The organism is Laspinema olomoucense D3b (assembly GCF_025370785.1).
In the GTDB taxonomy this organism is placed as follows: Bacteria; Cyanobacteriota; Cyanobacteriia; order Cyanobacteriales; family Laspinemataceae; genus Laspinema; species Laspinema olomoucense.
In genome coordinates this window covers 39,976-57,130 of record NZ_JAMXFA010000003.1, presented here as the reverse complement: position 1 = coordinate 57,130, position 17,155 = coordinate 39,976, and the positions used below count along the sequence as shown (strand labels likewise).

General features: G+C 47.4%; 13 protein-coding genes. 2 read left to right on the top strand and 11 right to left on the bottom strand.

Annotated elements, in window-relative coordinates; genetic code table 11:
• Positions 1–144 precede the first annotated feature (144 nt).
• On the top strand, positions 145–603 hold the full coding sequence (locus NG792_RS02630; protein ID WP_261234415.1) for a YbhB/YbcL family Raf kinase inhibitor-like protein: 459 nt from the start codon (positions 145–147) through the stop codon (positions 601–603).
• A 139-nt stretch (positions 604–742) separates the two neighbouring features.
• Positions 743–1,354: a hypothetical protein gene (locus NG792_RS02625; protein WP_261234414.1), complete on the top strand. Its 612-nt coding sequence runs from the start codon at positions 743–745 to the stop codon at positions 1,352–1,354.
• 114 nt (positions 1,355–1,468) lie between these two features.
• Here NG792_RS02625 and NG792_RS02620 read toward each other — a convergent pair whose 3' ends face one another.
• The 11 genes from NG792_RS02620 to NG792_RS02570 all read right to left on the bottom strand — a co-directional run bounded on the left by NG792_RS02620 (position 1,469) and on the right by NG792_RS02570 (position 17,152).
• Positions 1,469–2,668: an MORN repeat-containing protein gene (locus NG792_RS02620; protein ID WP_261200067.1), complete on the bottom strand. Its 1,200-nt coding sequence runs from the start codon at positions 2,666–2,668 to the stop codon at positions 1,469–1,471.
• A gap of 95 nt (positions 2,669–2,763) precedes the next feature.
• The gene (locus tag NG792_RS02615; protein ID WP_261234413.1) at positions 2,764–4,488 is read right to left on the bottom strand and encodes an energy transducer TonB; all 1,725 of its coding nucleotides are present in this window, start codon (positions 4,486–4,488) and stop codon (positions 2,764–2,766) included.
• 498 nt (positions 4,489–4,986) lie between these two features.
• The gene (locus tag NG792_RS02610; RefSeq protein ID WP_261234412.1) at positions 4,987–6,030 is read right to left on the bottom strand and encodes a ferredoxin family protein; all 1,044 of its coding nucleotides are present in this window, start codon (positions 6,028–6,030) and stop codon (positions 4,987–4,989) included.
• Positions 6,031–6,091: 61 nt separating this feature from the next.
• Positions 6,092–8,161: an iron ABC transporter permease gene (locus NG792_RS02605; RefSeq protein WP_261234411.1), complete on the bottom strand. Its 2,070-nt coding sequence runs from the start codon at positions 8,159–8,161 to the stop codon at positions 6,092–6,094.
• 112 nt (positions 8,162–8,273) lie between these two features.
• On the bottom strand, positions 8,274–9,239 hold the full coding sequence (locus tag NG792_RS02600; protein ID WP_261234410.1) for an ABC transporter substrate-binding protein: 966 nt from the start codon (positions 9,237–9,239) through the stop codon (positions 8,274–8,276).
• A 74-nt stretch (positions 9,240–9,313) separates the two neighbouring features.
• On the bottom strand, positions 9,314–10,123 hold the full coding sequence (locus NG792_RS02595) for an ABC transporter ATP-binding protein (RefSeq protein WP_261234409.1): 810 nt from the start codon (positions 10,121–10,123) through the stop codon (positions 9,314–9,316).
• Between the two features lie 158 nt (positions 10,124–10,281).
• A complete protein-coding gene (locus NG792_RS02590) occupies positions 10,282–12,105 on the bottom strand; it encodes an IucA/IucC family protein (protein ID WP_261234408.1) in 1,824 nt (607 codons plus the stop codon).
• 22 nt (positions 12,106–12,127) lie between these two features.
• A complete protein-coding gene (locus tag NG792_RS02585; protein ID WP_261234407.1) occupies positions 12,128–13,327 on the bottom strand; it encodes an MFS transporter in 1,200 nt (399 codons plus the stop codon).
• On the bottom strand, positions 13,327–14,628 hold the full coding sequence (locus NG792_RS02580) for a lysine N(6)-hydroxylase/L-ornithine N(5)-oxygenase family protein (protein WP_261234406.1): 1,302 nt from the start codon (positions 14,626–14,628) through the stop codon (positions 13,327–13,329). The genes NG792_RS02585 and NG792_RS02580 overlap by 1 nt, the downstream gene beginning before the upstream one ends.
• Positions 14,625–15,248 (bottom strand): GNAT family N-acetyltransferase, encoded by a 624-nt coding sequence (locus NG792_RS02575; RefSeq protein ID WP_261200076.1) that lies wholly within the window; start codon positions 15,246–15,248, stop codon positions 14,625–14,627. Before NG792_RS02575 ends, NG792_RS02580 begins: the two co-directional genes overlap by 4 nt.
• A 74-nt stretch (positions 15,249–15,322) precedes the next feature.
• The gene (locus NG792_RS02570) at positions 15,323–17,152 is read right to left on the bottom strand and encodes an IucA/IucC family protein (RefSeq protein WP_261200077.1); all 1,830 of its coding nucleotides are present in this window, start codon (positions 17,150–17,152) and stop codon (positions 15,323–15,325) included.
• Positions 17,153–17,155: the final 3 nt, after the last annotated feature.

Here is a 17,155-nt window from a genome sequence, read left to right as displayed (position 1 = left end):
TGGGGCGGTCCAAGGATGAGTAAAAGGGAAAAGTTTTACCGGGGAGTCGATGCAATGGCAGCCAGATATCTCCTGAGCCGTTAAAATGGAACGATTGATAAAAACCCCAGTCGCAGTGCGCTAACCGTCAACTGTATTAATCTCATGGAATTTAAAAGTCCGGCTTTTTTTATTGGTAATACCCTTCCGTTTGAACATACCTGCGATGGTGAAAACAGTTCTCCACCCCTGAGTTGGGACTCCCCGCCGCCAGGGACAATTAGTTTTGTGTTAATCATGGAGGATCCCGATGTGGCTACGCGTAGCTTAACTCACTGGCTGGCTTATGATATTCCGGCGAATATTCGTCACCTGCCTCACGGAGTGCCAAACGAACCGAGACTGGAACGAGGAGGAGTCCAGGGAAAAAATGATTTTGGCACGTTAGGATATAGTGCGCCTTGTCCCGATTCGGGAACCCACCGCTATTTTTTCAAACTGTATGCTTTAGATACACTGCTGAGTCTGGAACCGGGAGCAACCAAAGCGGAGGTAAAATCGGCAATGGAAGGTCATATTTTAGGGGCTGTAGAACTGATGGGACGGTATGGTAGAACGGGTTAATTGAGACTGGATGGGCGAGGGGTCGAAGCTATAGGGCGATCGCCTCGCCTGATTTACTCCGAATTTGGGTAACCGATCCCACTCCTGGAGTACCTGACCCAGGTTACACTATCGAAAAGTCCAACCCGATGGTGTTCTGATGGCGAAGGTCTACAGTACGCAGGAGTTAATCGAAATTTTAGAACAGGAGCGCCGCGCTTGCCTCAGAGGGGAGCGTTTGAACTTGTCGGCGACTCCGGCGATCGGGCTTTCGGTGGTTGACCAGTTCCTCAAGCCCGAAGGTCTGCAAAAGTTTACGGCCTATCAAGATTTTAAAGCGGCAGTGCATGAATATCAGCGATCGCATCAGGTGTCGGGTCTGATTTGCCATGAAATCACCCTGAAAGGCAAAACCCTCTCCTATCCTCAACTCCACGATCAGCTTATTGCGCTACCCCAGGACCTAGAGACCCTGAAGGCGGCAAAACCTGCTCTGTTGTCGTTTTGGTCGGAAGTTACTGAGGGAATGGACTTGTATCTGCGGATCAATAATGGCTTGAACGATCGCCAGATTTCTAAAGCCGATGTGGAGGCGATCGCCCTCAAAACTGAATGGGCGACCCTGTTTAAATGGGAAAAATCCGATTTTCTGGAAATCCTGCTACAACTGGGATGGGGCAAACCGGAAGAGGCATCCTATCGGCGAGCGTGGCCCGAATCGGGCACCGAAGACATTCATGCGGTGAATCCGGGCAATCAACCCATTTGTTAGCAAAAACCCGGTTTTTAACCCCGCAGAAGAAACCGGGTTTTTAACCTCATTTGTTACTGATTTCCCAAAATTTGTGTAAAAACCCGGTTTCTCATCCCATCAGATATCCCACCTCTAGTTTTTCAGTTCGCCATTTTGCCAACTGCCCTCGATGCGGGTGCCGTCGGCATAAATATAAATGCCGGTTCCGTGTTTTTCACCCTCAGAAAATTCACCCTCGTAGCGATCGCCGTTGGCGTAGGTGCAGCTTCCGGTGCCGTGAAATTTCCCCTCCAAAAATTCGCCTTCACAGCGATCGCCATTGGCAAAACTGTAAGTGCCTTGTCCGCTAAATTGACCATTTTGAAAGGTGCCGGAATAGCTGTTGCCGTTGGCAAAGGTAAACACGCCTTCCCCATTAAATTTTCCCTCTACAAATTCCCCTTCATATCGATTGTTATTCTCAAAGGTTAGAGTTCCGCGTCCTTGGGGTTTACCATTGACAAACGGTCCTTGATAACGGTTGCCATTGGTAAATTCCCGCACTCCTTCCCCGTTAAATTGGCCCTCCCTAAATTCCCCCTCATAGCGACTGCCATCGGCAAAGGCGAAAATTCCCCGGCCCTCGGGTTTACCATTGACAAACGGACCTTCGTAGCGATCGCCATTGCTATATTCCCGCACGCCTTGACCGTTTAATTGCCCTTCGGTAAATTCTCCCTCATAGCGTCCGCCCTCGGAGAAAGTATAAATGCCGCGACCCTGGGGTTGACCATTAACTAATTCCCCTTGATAACGATTGCCATTAGTATATTCACAGGAGCCTTGGCCATTCAGTTTACCCTCGACAATTGGGCCAGTGCAGCGGTTGCCATTGGGAAATACAAAGGTGCCGCTACCGGCGGGAGACCCTTCTACAAATTCTCCCTCGAAGCGGATGCCATTACCGGAGGTATAAGACCCGGTCCCGTGAAACTTGCCATCTTTGAAGGCGCCTTCGTAGCGGTTGCCATTGGCAAATTCGCGCACTCCCGTTCCATTAAATTGACCGTTGCTAAATTCGCCTTCATACCGACTATTATCGGCAAAGGTATAAACGCCTCTGCCGTGAGGTTGGCCCTCTTTAAATGCTCCCTCATAGCGATCGCCATTGGCATAGGTACAGACTGCCGGACCGCTGAGTTTGCCCTCTTGTAGTTCTCCCTCACACCGACCGCCATCGGGTAAGGTGACCACTCCGGCGATCGCAGGCCGGGGAAGACTCAGGACAAGTGCGATTTCTACGGTAAAGGCGATCGATAAAGTAATTCCGAATTGTTGGATAAAACGAAGCATGGATATATTATCTTCAGGGTAAACAACATCTATTTGGGGATATTGATTTCTGGTTGCGGTGAAAGTACAAGGAACTCCCACCGAACCCCATCGATTTAGGAATCCTCTAGGCGAAACGGAATTCGGACGAGTTGATTCTGCCGACCATTGTCCGACTCCTTAAATTTCCAACTCCAAATTTTGTCCATTGCTGATTCATCAAGTGCCGAGTGACCACTGGACTCTTCGAGTCGGACGTCAGTCACGTTACCCGAGGGGTCGATATCCACACTCAGTAATACAACCCCTTCCCATCCTTCCTCTTGGGCAATTTGAGGATATCGAGGTTTACCACAACTATCACATTCTACCGATCCCGACCCGTTGGGGGAACCGTTGGGAGAACCCACAGGGGCTCCGGAATTACGGCCCGGATCCATCGGCCCAATATTCCCGCCAAAGGGTTGAGAAGCGGTATTATAATCACCGTTTCCAGTCCAGGTGGAGGGGGAATTGGAGGTGGAATCCGTCCCGCTAGAATTGGCGTTTCCCGTTGCTTCCAAATCATTCAAAAAGTCAGAACCCGTGTCCCCACCCGCCTCTCCACCGCCCGGGTTAGGGTTGACAAAAGGAGATTCCTGGGTTCGCGGTGGCGTACTATTGGCATTCAGGTTGAGGGGTTCATTCAGACCCGAGTCGTTGCTGTTATTCCAAGTTGAGGGTGCAGTTTCCTGGGTTTCCCCGATGCTAGGTGCGGGATTGTTAGTTTCCAGTTCTGACAAAAAGTCGGAATTGCCTGTATTTTCGGGTCTAGGATTGATGACAGGGTTGGCAGCAATGTCCTCCCTGAGTTGTAGATCTGGATCAACGGGTTCCTCGGGAGTGTCGTTGATGCTGTCATTCTCAGGCGATGGCGTTGTGGGGTTACTGTCTTCTAAGCTGGAGAGGGGGTCGGAACTGGGAAATTCGGCGAGTACCTCTTCCCGAGGGGTTTCGGGTAAACTGCCGGTAACTGGGGGTTCTATAGGCTGTAGTTCATCCAAGGGTTCGTTCAGGGAACGAGTATTCTCTGCAAACGGATTCGATGAGACGACTTCCTGATCTTCCAAGGCGATCGCCTCATTCGTTGCGGGAAATTCGTTCATCCAGTCGGATTCTGCAACCCCCGTTTCTGGTAAGGTACTCACCACAGGCGGATCGGGCAGTCTCTCTGGGGGAGTTAACTGGGGCATGGGTTCTAAGTTTTCGGTCTCCGGTGCCGCAGCGATCGGTGAACTTTCCACCGGATCCAGAGGCGGTGCTTGCGGTGGCGTTAAGGGTGCTGGACTGGGTATCGGTGTAGGCGTGGGTTGTGCCACGAACGGTTCGGGCGCTGGCGCTTCCTGCTGTCCCAGTAGGGGTTCGGGAGTTTCCCCAGTTTCTGGTTCCGGCATCGGTTCCGGTTCCGGCATCGGTTCCGGTTCCGGCATAATGGGTTCCGGTTCCGGCATCGGTTCCGGTTCCGGCATAATGGGTTCCGGTTCTGGCATCGGTTCCGGTTCCGGCATGATGGGTTCCGGTTCTGGGGTAGGTTCCGGTTCTGGGGTGGGTTCCGGTTCTGGGGTGGGTTCCGGTTTCAGTTCGGGCGGTGGCGCTTCCTCCTCCGGTTCGGGTTCATCGAGAACAACAAATTCAATCGGTTCCTCGGTGAATTCCTGGGAGTGGTTCCCCATCCAGTTCAAAGTCACGGGCAACACCACCAGATGCACCACTGCGGAACCCATTAGGCCCCATGCAATCAGCTTTTTGATTTGCTCCTCTTGTTGTTCTCGGTGCGCCGCAGAAACGGTAGAAAAAGTCATGCCTTCAGAATCTCCAGAATCTCCTCAGAACAAAGGTGTGGACAACATGGGCGCGATCGCTCTGTCCTGTTTCTCCAACACCCAAAAAATGCCGGAGTAATACCCTTTAAAGTTTTTAGCACTATTGAAAGTTATTTGCAATAGGTTTAAAAAAATATTAGCGCTATTAAAGCCAATTAAGAGAAAAGTACCCGAACTCAAGGGGGGTGAGGGTCCATAAAATAAGGGGGATAATTTGTCAACTCAAGGGGGTGACCCTCGGTTTTAGGGCTTGAAATTATTTACCTGCAAGGGATTCCAGGCTTTTGCCCTTCCCTGTCCCACAGAGGAACGTCCCCAAATTCCGATAAAATCTTCCCTAGACCCTTGAAAATTAGTTGCAATTGTGTATAGGTTTTTTAAGAAACTTTAGTAACAAGAGAGAGGGGCCTGTTAGCTAACATCGGCACCGTTATCCTTTCCTGACGGAACGCTACGCCGGGTGTGGGTTTTTGCTATTCAGTGAATTTTTGCCCAGGTTTTGAGGAAAAAGGGAGAAACGTGAGAAACTGCGTCACTTTGGCAGGATAAATGGAGTGAGACTGCCCGATTCGGGTCTTTTATCACTTCAAGGCGATCGCAATGGATCATCCCTTCCAGTGATTGATATTCAATTTTAAGGCAATAATAGCTGTTCTCTTCATCTTGTTCTAAAATCTGACAGTTGACGCTATAATTAAACCAATCCCAGCCTAAACGGTGAAGCAATTCTCGTTCCCAAATTTGAGCCGGATGGGGTAAAAGTGACCAACCGCGATACACGGGATCTAATACATCAATATCTCCCTGGCGGGTGAGAATTGCTGTCAAGGATTCGGGGGTGAGTCTCCCATAAAACCGACCCTCGGGAAAGGCGATCGCAGTGGGCGCAAACCGATGCCCTCCAAAGTGGGTACATTGCCAAATTCTGACTTGATTTAAAGATAAATTTTCCACGGTTTCTAAGGCTTGCCGATAAAAAATATTTCCATATCTGGCACAGCATTTATCGTAACTGCCATGAGTACAAATTAAAATATCTTTCGGGTCCGGGACTGCTGGATTAATGTCAACTCCGGGTATCAAAAATGGGTTTTCTATTTGAGCCTGCGTAGGCAGGCTTTGTCCATATAGACCCACCCTTGAGGGTGCGGGTTTTTGCAAACCTCCCAACAAATTGGTTTGTAAAATCGGCAGGGTTGCCTCAAGATTGCTTACATTAAATTCTTGCTTTTGATAGCCCGAAGCGAATCCAAGAGGTTTGCGGAAAATTAGGATTTTAGTAGTGTTACCGGGGCGATTCCCATAAATAAAGCCGAAGCGCACATTTAATTTATTGTCATGAACTGCTTGCCTGAATTGCAGATAATCTCGTTTTAATTCTTCAGAAAGTGCGGGAGAATTCCAGATTTCCATCGTCCAAGGGGGCGGGCATTCCAGAAATACATAAATAGGGGCAGTATCCGCCGTTCCGATTAAGTCCTCTCCCTCGGTTTGTTGCGAGCAAAAAAATTGATTCATCATCCTCTTATTTTCTTAGGTAGACTGATAATTCCCCTCCCATTGCCCGGATTAATGCCTATTTTTAAGCCATTTTCCCCCGGGTTTGCCACAGCAACCAGAGGAAATAAGGAGTGCCGATCGCCGCAACGACTAACCCAGCAGGAATTTCTTTTGGGGCTAATACCACTCGGCCAAGGGTATCAGAAATTGCGACTAAAAGCGCACCTAAAATTGCTGCAAATGGCACTAATTTTCGATGATTTGTGCCAACCAGAATTCGGGCGGCATGGGGGGCAATTAATCCCACAAAACTAATAGTTCCCACGGTGGAAACGGCTGCGGCAGCTAAGGCAACGGCGATCGCCAGTAAAATGCCTCGGGCTTTTTGCAGGGGAATTCCTACCAACCGGGGTACATCATCCCCCAGGGCCATTAAATCCAGCCAACGTGAGAAAATCCAAGCAATGGGCAGCAGAACTAAGGGCCATGCAATTAAGCGCCACAAATCCACCCATTCCCGGGCGTAAGTGCTACCAGACAGCCAGACTAGGGCTTGGGCGACGCGCAATTTAGCCATGACAACTAACAGGTTGATTCCGGAACTACAGAAGGCAGAAACGGCAATTCCCACGAGGGCTAAACTGGCGGGGGAAAGTCCATCGCGCCATGCCAGGAGACAGACGGCAGCAAAGGCAACAAAAGCACCCACAAACGCCGCGATCGCCACCGCTTCTACGGGGGGATTCGGCAGTAAGATAAGGACGCACATCGCCCCTAATCCTGCGCCAGAGGTAATTCCAACGATTTCCGGACCGGCGATCGCATTTCTCACAACCCCTTGCAACAGCAACCCACTCACCGACAGGGACGCCCCGGCAAAGATTGCCACCAGCAGACGGGGTAAGCGGAGGTTGAAGATAACTTTTTGTGAGAGTGCAGTTCCGCCTCCGAGGAAGGTTGCTAGGATTTCAGAGAGGTTCAAGGTAATTCCACCCCAGACTAATCCAGCAATTAAGGCGACTGTCAGGGCGACAATTGCAGTTCCCAGTAACAACGGATAAGAGAAGCGACGGGAAGGACTATGGCTGGAAGTGAGGGCGGTTCTCCCTTTGCCTCCATCCAAATTGGCAGTTTTCCGGACTAATCCAATTAAAAACGGTGCACCCACAAGGGGAATGACAGTGCCTACGGGAATTTCGCTTAGGTTGGTTTTCACACTTTGGGCGAAAATATCCGCAGCAACGAGGACCACCGCGCCCCAAATAGCTGAACCGGGCAGCAAGAGGGCGTGAGGGCGACATCCCATTAATCGCACTAAGTGGGGGGCGACTAATCCGATAAATCCAATGGGTCCGACGACACTCACTGCAACTGCCGCCAGGAAGACAGCGATCGCCGTCCCAGATAAGCGGGTGAGTTGCACCCGTTGTCCCAGCGATCGCGCCATGTCATCGCCGAGGAGTAGCACATCGAGAGAGTGGGACATCAAGAGGGCTAACCCAGCGGCGATCGCCACCCGAGGAAAGGCGTAAGCACTATTACCCCAGTCTGTTTGTAGTAACGAACCGGCCCCCCAAAAGAATAATCCCGTGGTTTGATTTTCATAAAAGACTTGCAAGAGTGCCGTAAATGAAGCCAGGGCAAGGGAAACGGCAACCCCGGAGAGGGTGAGACGAATGGGAGAAACCTCGACTCCGGCAGCAATTGCGTAGGTTAATCCCGCCGCCAGCAATCCCCCGGTGAGTGCCACTAAAACAGGCGATCGTGCGAACAAGTCTGGGGCAAAAATTCCTGTTGCTGCCACCGCAAAATAAGCGCCAGCATTAATCCCCAGAGTAGAGGAAGAAGCGAGGGGATTGCGTGTAACGGTTTGTAGCAATGCTCCAGCAATTCCCCAAGCGGCCCCGGTAATGACTGCGATCGCCGCCCGAGGCAAGCGCATCAATCGCACAATATTATGGGTGGCAAGTTCAGCATTGGGGGCAACAAGAGCGTTGAATGTTGTCCCTATATTAATATCAGTTTGTCCCTGAATTATATGGATAAACAGCAACATCACCAGCAGCAACAATCCCCCCAGCAAAATCATCGCCGCCGAAATCAATTGTCGAGAAGCAATTGGAGATAATTTAGATCCAAAAATCTTAAACACTATTCTATAATTAATCCCAAATCCGATTATCAAAAGTAAGTTTTCTCTACCAGCCCGCGCAGGCGGGCTTCGTCCGTAGAGCCAGACCCTTGAGGGTGCGGGTTCTTGCGCGTTAAAGCATATTTGCCTGCACCACCTTGTCTACAAATACCTCCGCCGAAAGCGGACCGCCAAATATCCAAGTATCGCTACCAATGGAGTACAAGCGACTCTCTTTCACAAATGCCAAATTCTTCCAGATTGGATTTTGTTCTAACTGCTTGAAATAGGGATTATTCTCTTCTTTACTATAGAAAAAATTGGCATTTTCTACAGGAGGCAGAGATTCAATCCAGACGGTGTTAAACCCAAATGGATCTACCGCGCCTTGCCAAGCATTGGTTAAACCCAATTGTTGCAAAATTTGCACCGCCATTGCATTATCATTAAACAAACGAATTTGCGGCGCACCCCCGACAAATTGACCGAGAATAAAGGGATTTTGGGCAAGTTGTTTCCCCTGTAGCTGTTGGGCGGCAGCCTCAAATTTTGCTTGCATTTCTTGCAAGACTGCCTCGCCTTTTGGTTTAGCATTCACCACGTCGGCAATTTTGAGAAAAGTTTGTTCCATTTCATCCAATTGACGAATCCCGCTTTCTGGGGCGGGATAGGGGTCAAATAATAAAGTAGGCGCGATCGCAGAGAGAGTATCCACAATTGCCTCATGGCGCAACTTCACCCCAATAATCAGATCCGGTTCCAATTGGGCGATCGCTTCCAAACTCGGTTCCTGCCGGGTTCCCACATCTACCACCGTATCCGCCAGTTGGGGTTCAATTTGCACAAATTGGTTATAACCAGCAATATCCGCCACCCCCACCGGCTGAATTCCCAAAGCTAACAAATCTTCCACATAAACCCATTCTAATGCCACAATTCGCGTGGGTGTTTCTGCAAATTCTAGGGAAGAATTTACCTCGGTTTGAGAGGGGATACCATTGGTACAGGCAACCACTGCCAAACCCAGAAAAAAATAAACAATAAATCTAAATAATTGCCCCAGATAATCCCCAATCCAACAATGAAAATCAATGTTCATCAAGTAGCCCGCGCAGGCGGGCTTTGTTCCTATAGCCCCACCCTTCAGGGTGCGGTTTTTTTCACTTTTACCCTTCATCCGACCCCCTTAATTTCTTCTAAAATTCCCAATTCCGACGGAAAGCAAGTCGGAGTTCCCGTTACCGGATGGGGAATCACCGTCATTTCTACACCAAATCCGGCGAAAATATTCTCCGGCGTCATCACTTCTGCCGGAGGACCACTGGCAATCAATTCACCGGAACGCACCATCAAAATATGATCGCTATAGGCAGCAGCTTGATTCAAATCATGTAACACCCAACCGACGGTTATTTTCCGTTCCCGGTTGAGGGTTCTAACTAATGCGAGAATATCAATTTGATGGCGAATATCTAAAAATGTTGTCGGTTCATCTAATAGTAAAACCTGGGTTTCTTGGGCTAATGCCATCGCAATCCAAGCCCGTTGACGTTCGCCTCCAGAAAGGGTATCCATCAGGCGATCGCGTAATGAAGTGAGCCCAGTTACCTCTAATGCCCAATCCATCGCCCCCTGATCGTTGTGAGACAGTCCCCTAAACAGCGATCGATGGGGATATCGCCCATAGGCGATCGCCTCCCACACCGTAATTCCAGCCGGGATATCCGGGGACTGCGGCAGCATCGCCAACTGACGGGCAATTACCCGAGTCGGCATTGTAGCAATATCTCGCCCATGCAGATAAATTGCACCCTGCTGCGGCTTTAAAAGTCGCGCCAGGGTGCGTAATACGGTGCTTTTTCCCGATCCATTGGGTCCAATTAAAGCCGTCACCTTTCCTGTTTCCAGGGAGAGGGAAAGATTAGGAACAATCGGGCGATCGCCGTAACTAATGTTCAGGTTGCAGGCATTAATGGCAACCAAAATGAGTCCTCCTTACGTTGTCAACAATTGGGCTAATTGTACTCTAGGTTTGCATCATTTTTTCCCTAATTTCCACTTAAACTCCCGACTTTGGATTTAGCCCGCGCAGACGGGCTTTGTCCGCAAACGCCGCACCCTTGAGGGTGTCGGCGGCTTTTTTAAAAACCTATTTTTACCGGGTCCTCTGCCACTTCATATAAGGCATTAGTGACAGTTCCGAAAGCAGAAGCATGAGGGCGATCGCCATCGTCGGCATATCCATAAGTAATTAACCGATTGCGATTTAAGCACAGTTTGGTAAACTTTGGCGCAAGCAGATTGAACAATTCAAATCGTTCTTGCAATTCCGGGAAGCGATTTTGATAGTTTAAAATGGCTTGACGCACTTGTTTCCAAAAAGCACGTTCCGGATAGTTGTGATACGTTTCCACAATATCGGATAAATAGCGATGGTGGCAAATGAACAATCCGGCAAAAATAAACTGGCAAAGTCCTTCCGGAGGTTCGGTGAGTAACACTGCCCGTAATTCTGGAGAAATAATATTTAATTCCGGCAGAGGATGACGACTGATATTGACATCATCTACAAAATCTTTCATTGCCAAACGATGCGGTATATGATTTTTGAGGACTAAAATTGTGTTTTCCCCATGAGGAGAAAACACCACCCCATAACGATAGAGGTAATGCAACAGTGGGGGTAAGATGATATTAAATAGTTGTTCCAGCCATGCTTCCACTGTCAATCCTGATTTTTCAATTAGTTGGGAAATAAAGGGTTTGCCATTACCATCGATATGAACCAATGCGGCTAAAGTGATTGGTTTTTCCTCCGGTTCGCAATAGGAAAGCACACTTTCCCGCCAGAGACAACCCAGCATTTCTTTATACTGATAAGGTGCGCCTTGAAGTTCAGTATAGTAACAGCGATCGTAGTTGATGCTGGCAACTTCTCCCGGGAGAATCATGCGGCATTCTTCCGATAGAAAAGGGTCGCGATCGCAGATAGATTTGACCAATTCCGTGACTTTGGGGGCGATAGCCGTTCGTTCTCCTGGCAATCCCCGATAGACTAAGGTATTGAAAATACTCAGGGGTAATTTAACGTGACGCTTTTGGGTATTGCTGATATTGACAAAGGTGCGGATTGACTGTTGAGGTAAATAGCTGTCAGGACTTTTTCCTAAAAAGATAATCCCCCCAGTGGCAATTTCTTCTGCATACAGGGATACCACGATATTATTCCACTGCCAATCATGAACCGGCATGAAGAAATAATCATCGGGATTGACGAAATGAGCATTCAGAATGTCCTGAAATTCTGCAATCGTGGCTTGTCCTAATTCTTCCTGAATTAGAGTTTGATAAGTCAGGGTTTCTACGGCATTAAATTGCGCGCGTTCTTTCAATACCGCAATCCAAGTTAGATGAATTGGTTGCTTACTTTCGGGGGCATGGGCAAGATAATCATCATATCCAAACCCAATCCGTCCCTTGTTAAATGTAATCCAAGGATGTCCTTCCATTTCCCCTTCTAACTGGGCATAATCCAACCCCAGTAAGTCGATTTGTTGAGATTCTTTCCGGGCATCCAGATGAGCATCTGCGAGTAAAGTATTGCTGAATTCTTTAATCAAATGTCCGGCAGTTTGTGCCGTCATTCCCACAGCGGTATGAGAATCGAGAACAAACTGGAAGGGATTTGTCGTCACTTCCCAGGCTGTCCCATTCCACCGTTGAATTGATTCAACTTTGACCCGGTAGCTATCAAATAACCGTTGTTTGGCTTCAAACTGATAGGCAATCCCTTCCGGCAAAGATAGCTTATAACGCGCTTCAGACTCGCTGATTTGTTCGATGAGTTCCGGTTGAATAATTTCCTCATACATGAACTCTGACAGCATTTTTGCCAGTAGCTTCGCACTAACTTTTTGCCAGCGTTGGGGTTGTAAGGCTTGGTTGAGAGTGGCTAAATTTTCCATTTTTTTAATTCCTTAAAATCAATCACTTACTCGGTATTTCCACGGGAATCGGGCGAGGGACTCCAGCGAAAATTGTCCATTTTGCAAAGGCTAAATTTGCCAAACAAATTGCTGCTGCAACCCACAGGGGGGCGGCTAAATTATAGGTACTCACTACCCACGATGCCAGCAAGGGTGCAGACAAATGACCCAAGTTAGCAAAAGACATGGCAAGACTGTAATTAAAATGCAGGCGATCGCTGCTACTATTGCCAAATAATCTCAGTTCTAAAGTTGCCTGAGTTACGGCTAAACAAAAGCCATAAACGATGCGGGAAAGCACCACAATTCCTAGAGAGTTGGTCCACCCTTGGAGGAAGAGGGTCACAGCTAATACTCCAATTCCTATTAAATAAATCGAACTCAGACGTTCAGATTTACAAAATTTGCGGATGTAAGGTAAAGCCGCGATCGCCATGACGCTGGGAATCATAAACAGATAGCTACTTGTCACCAAATCTATATTAAAATTGTCGGCTTGGGTGACATAAGCGGTAAAAAAGGGACGCACTAAATTATTGGCAAGTTGAAAGGTTAAAATCACTAAGCCAATGGCAAGCATAAACCCCCATTGATTGCCAATTGCGCCTCTTGCTGTTTCTGATTTTTCCGGCTGGCGGGTGGATACCTTTCGCAGGATGAATAAACAGAGAAAAAATTGGAATAAATCCGCTGCGGTGACCCCATAAAATAGCCGCAAAGGTGCTTCTAAATTCACCATCCAAGCCCCAGCGATCGTTCCCGCAACAATGGCCCCATGAAATACGGCTTGATAGGTTCCTGCGATGGCAGATTGTCGTTCTTTCCCTGCCAGTTGAATGATTAAGGGGTAGACTAACAGGTAAGAACTTTTGAACAGTAGCAAACAAATGGTATAGGCAAGAAACTGATTTGCACTGGTACTGGTTGCCATCAATGCTGTCATCACCACTGCCCCCAATTGACCCGCATAGAGGAGATATTTAACCTCTAAAAAACGCGCTAAAAATCCCCATGCAGGCGCACAGATGACCACGGTTAACCGACAGACAAAGATGTAAAAGCCGGTATAGGCTAAATCCTCCACCCCAAATACTTTGCTGAAAAATTGGGGATAGAATGGCGAGAGTAAAACCTCGGAAAAAATCGCGAGGAATACACATAAAAAGAGGGCGCTAAATCCCAGGGATTTCTCAGGTTTCATCAAGCGACACCGAACTGCTGGAAAACATTGCGGCGATCGACTCGATAAACGCTTTCACCCAACAGGGTATTAATAATCACCGAGTTGCGATAACAGCCTAATCCTAAATCCGGTGCACCTACGCCATGACTGTGCAATTCGCCATTTTGCACAAAAATTTGATTGGGGATATCTTGGGTTAATGCCAGTCGGTAATCGAGGTTGACCCCATAGCGATTCTTGTCATCCCAACGAATCAAATTCCGAATTCCTTCAATACAGTTGGGAATTGCATGATCATAGCCTGTCGCGAGAATAATACAGTCGGTTTCATGGGTAAGGCGAGTTTCTTGTTGGCGATGTCGGTATCCCAAAATAAAGCGATCGCCTACGGATTCCACTTCCTTCACTTCCACCAGGGAGAGTAGCCTAACATCCGGTTGATTGCCACAAACAGAACGTTCATACAGCAAATCGTAAATATCGGCAATCGTTTTTGCACTAATGCCTTTATAAAGCAAGTTTTGCTGAGAGAGAATCACATCCCGTTTTTGCGGGGGTAAGGCGTAGAAATAATGGGTATAATCGGGGGAAAAATGCTCTAACCCCAGCTTGGAATATTCCATTGGGAAGAATCCAGGCGATCGCGTGTGCCATTCCAGGTGATAGCCATAACTAGACTGTTCCTGCAACAGTTCATAAAACACTTCCCCTGCACTTTGTCCTGAACCTATCACAGTAATGGAGTGAGACTCCCGACAGCGATCGCGCTTGTGCAGAAACTCGGCAGAATGAAAGATTTTCTCCGAATGAACCGTTATAAAACAGGAGGGAACTTGGGGAATACTTCCCACACCTAAGACTAAATGCCGGGTATTGTAGGTTAAAACTGCCCCAGTTTCAACCTGCCTGACTTGCACCTGATAATAACTTTCACTTCCCGTATTTTCCCAGGTAATTCCTTCCACTCGTTGTCCAAATTGACAACAGTCTAACTGTTGTGCCACCCACTGACAATAGTGGTTATATTCCTGCCGGGGAATGTGAAAATTTTCATAAAAATAGAAATGATACAGACGCGAATGTGCCTGGAGATAGTTGAGAAAACTATAGGGACTGGTGGGGTCTGCCATCGTCACCAAATCCGCCAAAAATGGCACTTGAATCGTACAGCCTTCGATGAGTAATCCCGAATGCCATTGAAACGCTGGTTTTTGTTCCAGAAACAGAGATTTAACACCTGTGGGGGCTAAAAGGGCCGCTAATCCTAAATTAAACGGTCCAATTCCTACGCCGATAATATCATAAAGGGGTTCAATCATGATTCCCACTTCTCCATAAAGCGATCGCGACTGCAAAACATCAAAGCGGCTTGTTTATCGGGTAATGTAATTTCCCGCTGAAATTCAAACCCACACCGTTCAAAAACATGAATCATTTTTTGATTGCGGATATCCGGTTCTGTGACAATTTTTTGAGTCGCCAAATGCTGCAACTGAAACGCCGTCATCGCCTTTAACAACGGTAAAGCATACCCTTTACCCAAATAATCCGGTTCCCCAATTAATAAATGAATCCCTTGGTCCTCTGGATGGGGTTGATAACACTTAGCAATGATATCGTCCTTCGTCCAATAGGACTCCCAATAACTCATGGGAACCCCATCGAAATACCCAATATAGAGCGTTTGATGAGTATCTGCGATCGCCCGTTCCAAATGCGACTGCATTTTATCCAAATCTAACCCCAAATTCCAAAAGGGAATCACATGAGGTTGATTCATCCACTGATGAATTCGCCTTAAATCTTCCCCTAACTGCACCTTGCGAAAAGCAATGGTTTTATTCAGGGTTGAGTCATGCTTCTGGTAAGCAAACCCCGGGTTTTTTTCTAACTCTATTGATGCCATACTATTTTGGTATTCTTCTATTCCTTGAGTCATTCCCCACGTTTGTAGTAACCCCTTCAGGTGTTGCCTTAAGATGACGCCTGAAGGAGTCACTACGAACGTTTGTTTTATAAACCGGCAACCAATGGATTATCCAACCCCACATACACCGACTGGGTTGCCAAAGAACCGATTAACTCATCCATATCATGAAATCTTGTTAGTAAATTGGCTTTACAGCGTAACTTAGGCTGAGATAAATTCTCCAAAATATTCGACCCATTAGTATTCCTGGTTTTTGCCTGTTCTAACACTTGGCGCAATTCAGCCAGCAAGAGGTTTTCATCTATCAATCCCGCTACGCCAAAGCCATTAATTAATCCAAACAAATTGTTTTGAAAGAAATAATATGCCAATCGTTCATCGGCTACTGCATCATCGCAGACGGTTTGACTTTTCTCCCCAATTCCCGGCAGAATTGCGTTGAGATGTTCATAACAAGACTGACGGAAATAATAGCCTTGGTTGTCCCGATAGTAAAACCGTTCAGGATATCCATCGGCTAACTGCAACACGCTATTTTGCTGATGTGCTTCTACCGCGATTCCATGCGTAAAGTACAACCAGAGAATCGGTTGTAAAGAAATTTGTAAGTAGCGACGGAACCAATCTAAACTTACCTCGGATGAGGTCCGCTTTTCTTGTTTGGCTAAAGTTTTAATTAGATGTGCTAGACGAGAACCATCCCCATAAATTGAATCTTGACAGAGGGAACTAATGCAGGTGGCATCGGTTGCCGGATTGGTTTGAAAGGGATTTTGGCGCAGAATTGTGGCAAAAGCAGGTAGGGGTTCGCCGTTGAATTTCACTGCTAGAAATGCGGGGTCCCGAATGATATCAAATTGAGGATAATTTTGCCGCAATTCTTCCCCGATCGCACCGGCTAAAATCTCATAGACTTCCACACTACGTTCCAACTCTTTATAAAGATTCATTCGTACCGAGTTGGTAATCTTCACATTCAGGGAAAGTTTGAACATGAATGCCGCATCAGAGTGATAAACCGTCCGAATGGAAGAGGTGGGCAAAAATGCCCGTCCTTGGGGTCCCAAATCTTCTATTAAACCTTGATTAAATAAAGTTTGTCCCACAGGTTGACGGCGCAAATATTGTGCTTGCCAGGGATGCAACGGCAGGAGGGAATAGTCATCCGGCTGGCAATACATCTGCTTAAATTCTTCAGACAGTTCCGGATCCGCAATCAGTTCACTTTTAATTAACTGGGTAGCAGTTTCTGGAAGTGCAGACCCTTCTAAAACTATCGAAGGATGCAATCGAAAATAATGTAAGGGAAATTTCCCTTTTAATTCGGGGGAATAAATCGGTAAATCTTCATCAGCAAACCCTTGACGACTTTTGGGAGTGGGATGCAACAAATGTCCAAAAATTAAGGCTTGTTCGGTTTCTCCAAAGGTGCTGTGAAACCCCGTAAGGATTTCCGCATCTCGACGCCGATCGCGCACGAATTGTTCGATATTGCGGCAACTTTGCACCACGCGCAACAGCAGTTCATCTTGGGACCCACTGCTATGATTTGCTAGGGATAATTCTTTGCTGAATAGGGCGACTAATGTCACATAATCCAGTTCTAATAGTTCAGGTTTTCCCGCCATTTGATAATACAGAGGGAATTCAAAACAATGCCGTCCCGTTGGGGAAAAATAGCGGACTCCCACCTTGACTTCTATGCCTTGATGCGGTAGAGAACAACAAATAATTTGTGGGGATTCCAGGCGGGTTTGCAGTTCCGGATACTCTTCTTTACGGGCAATTTTACCGCTGCCAGTTTCTTTAAGATAACAATTCAAAAAGCTTTGAATCGTAGCGCGATCGGCAATCTGTTTATCCGTTAGATTGATGTTTTGGTCTCGATTAATTAAGGCCAGTTGTTGTACCATTTT

Coding starts and splice junctions, on each gene's coding strand:
- NG792_RS02630 (WP_261234415.1), top strand. CDS start 145: ATGGAATTTAAAAGTCCGGCTTTTTTTATTGGTAATACCCTTCCGTTT.
- NG792_RS02625 (WP_261234414.1), top strand. CDS start 743: ATGGCGAAGGTCTACAGTACGCAGGAGTTAATCGAAATTTTAGAACAG.
- NG792_RS02620 (WP_261200067.1), bottom strand. CDS start 2,668: ATGCTTCGTTTTATCCAACAATTCGGAATTACTTTATCGATCGCCTTT.
- NG792_RS02615 (WP_261234413.1), bottom strand. CDS start 4,488: ATGACTTTTTCTACCGTTTCTGCGGCGCACCGAGAACAACAAGAGGAG.
- NG792_RS02610 (WP_261234412.1), bottom strand. CDS start 6,030: ATGATGAATCAATTTTTTTGCTCGCAACAAACCGAGGGAGAGGACTTA.
- NG792_RS02600 (WP_261234410.1), bottom strand. CDS start 9,239: ATGAACATTGATTTTCATTGTTGGATTGGGGATTATCTGGGGCAATTA.
- NG792_RS02590 (WP_261234408.1), bottom strand. CDS start 12,105: ATGGAAAATTTAGCCACTCTCAACCAAGCCTTACAACCCCAACGCTGG.
- NG792_RS02585 (WP_261234407.1), bottom strand. CDS start 13,327: ATGAAACCTGAGAAATCCCTGGGATTTAGCGCCCTCTTTTTATGTGTA.
- NG792_RS02580 (WP_261234406.1), bottom strand. CDS start 14,628: ATGATTGAACCCCTTTATGATATTATCGGCGTAGGAATTGGACCGTTT.
- NG792_RS02575 (WP_261200076.1), bottom strand. CDS start 15,248: ATGACTCAAGGAATAGAAGAATACCAAAATAGTATGGCATCAATAGAG.
- NG792_RS02570 (WP_261200077.1), bottom strand. CDS start 17,152: ATGGTACAACAACTGGCCTTAATTAATCGAGACCAAAACATCAATCTA.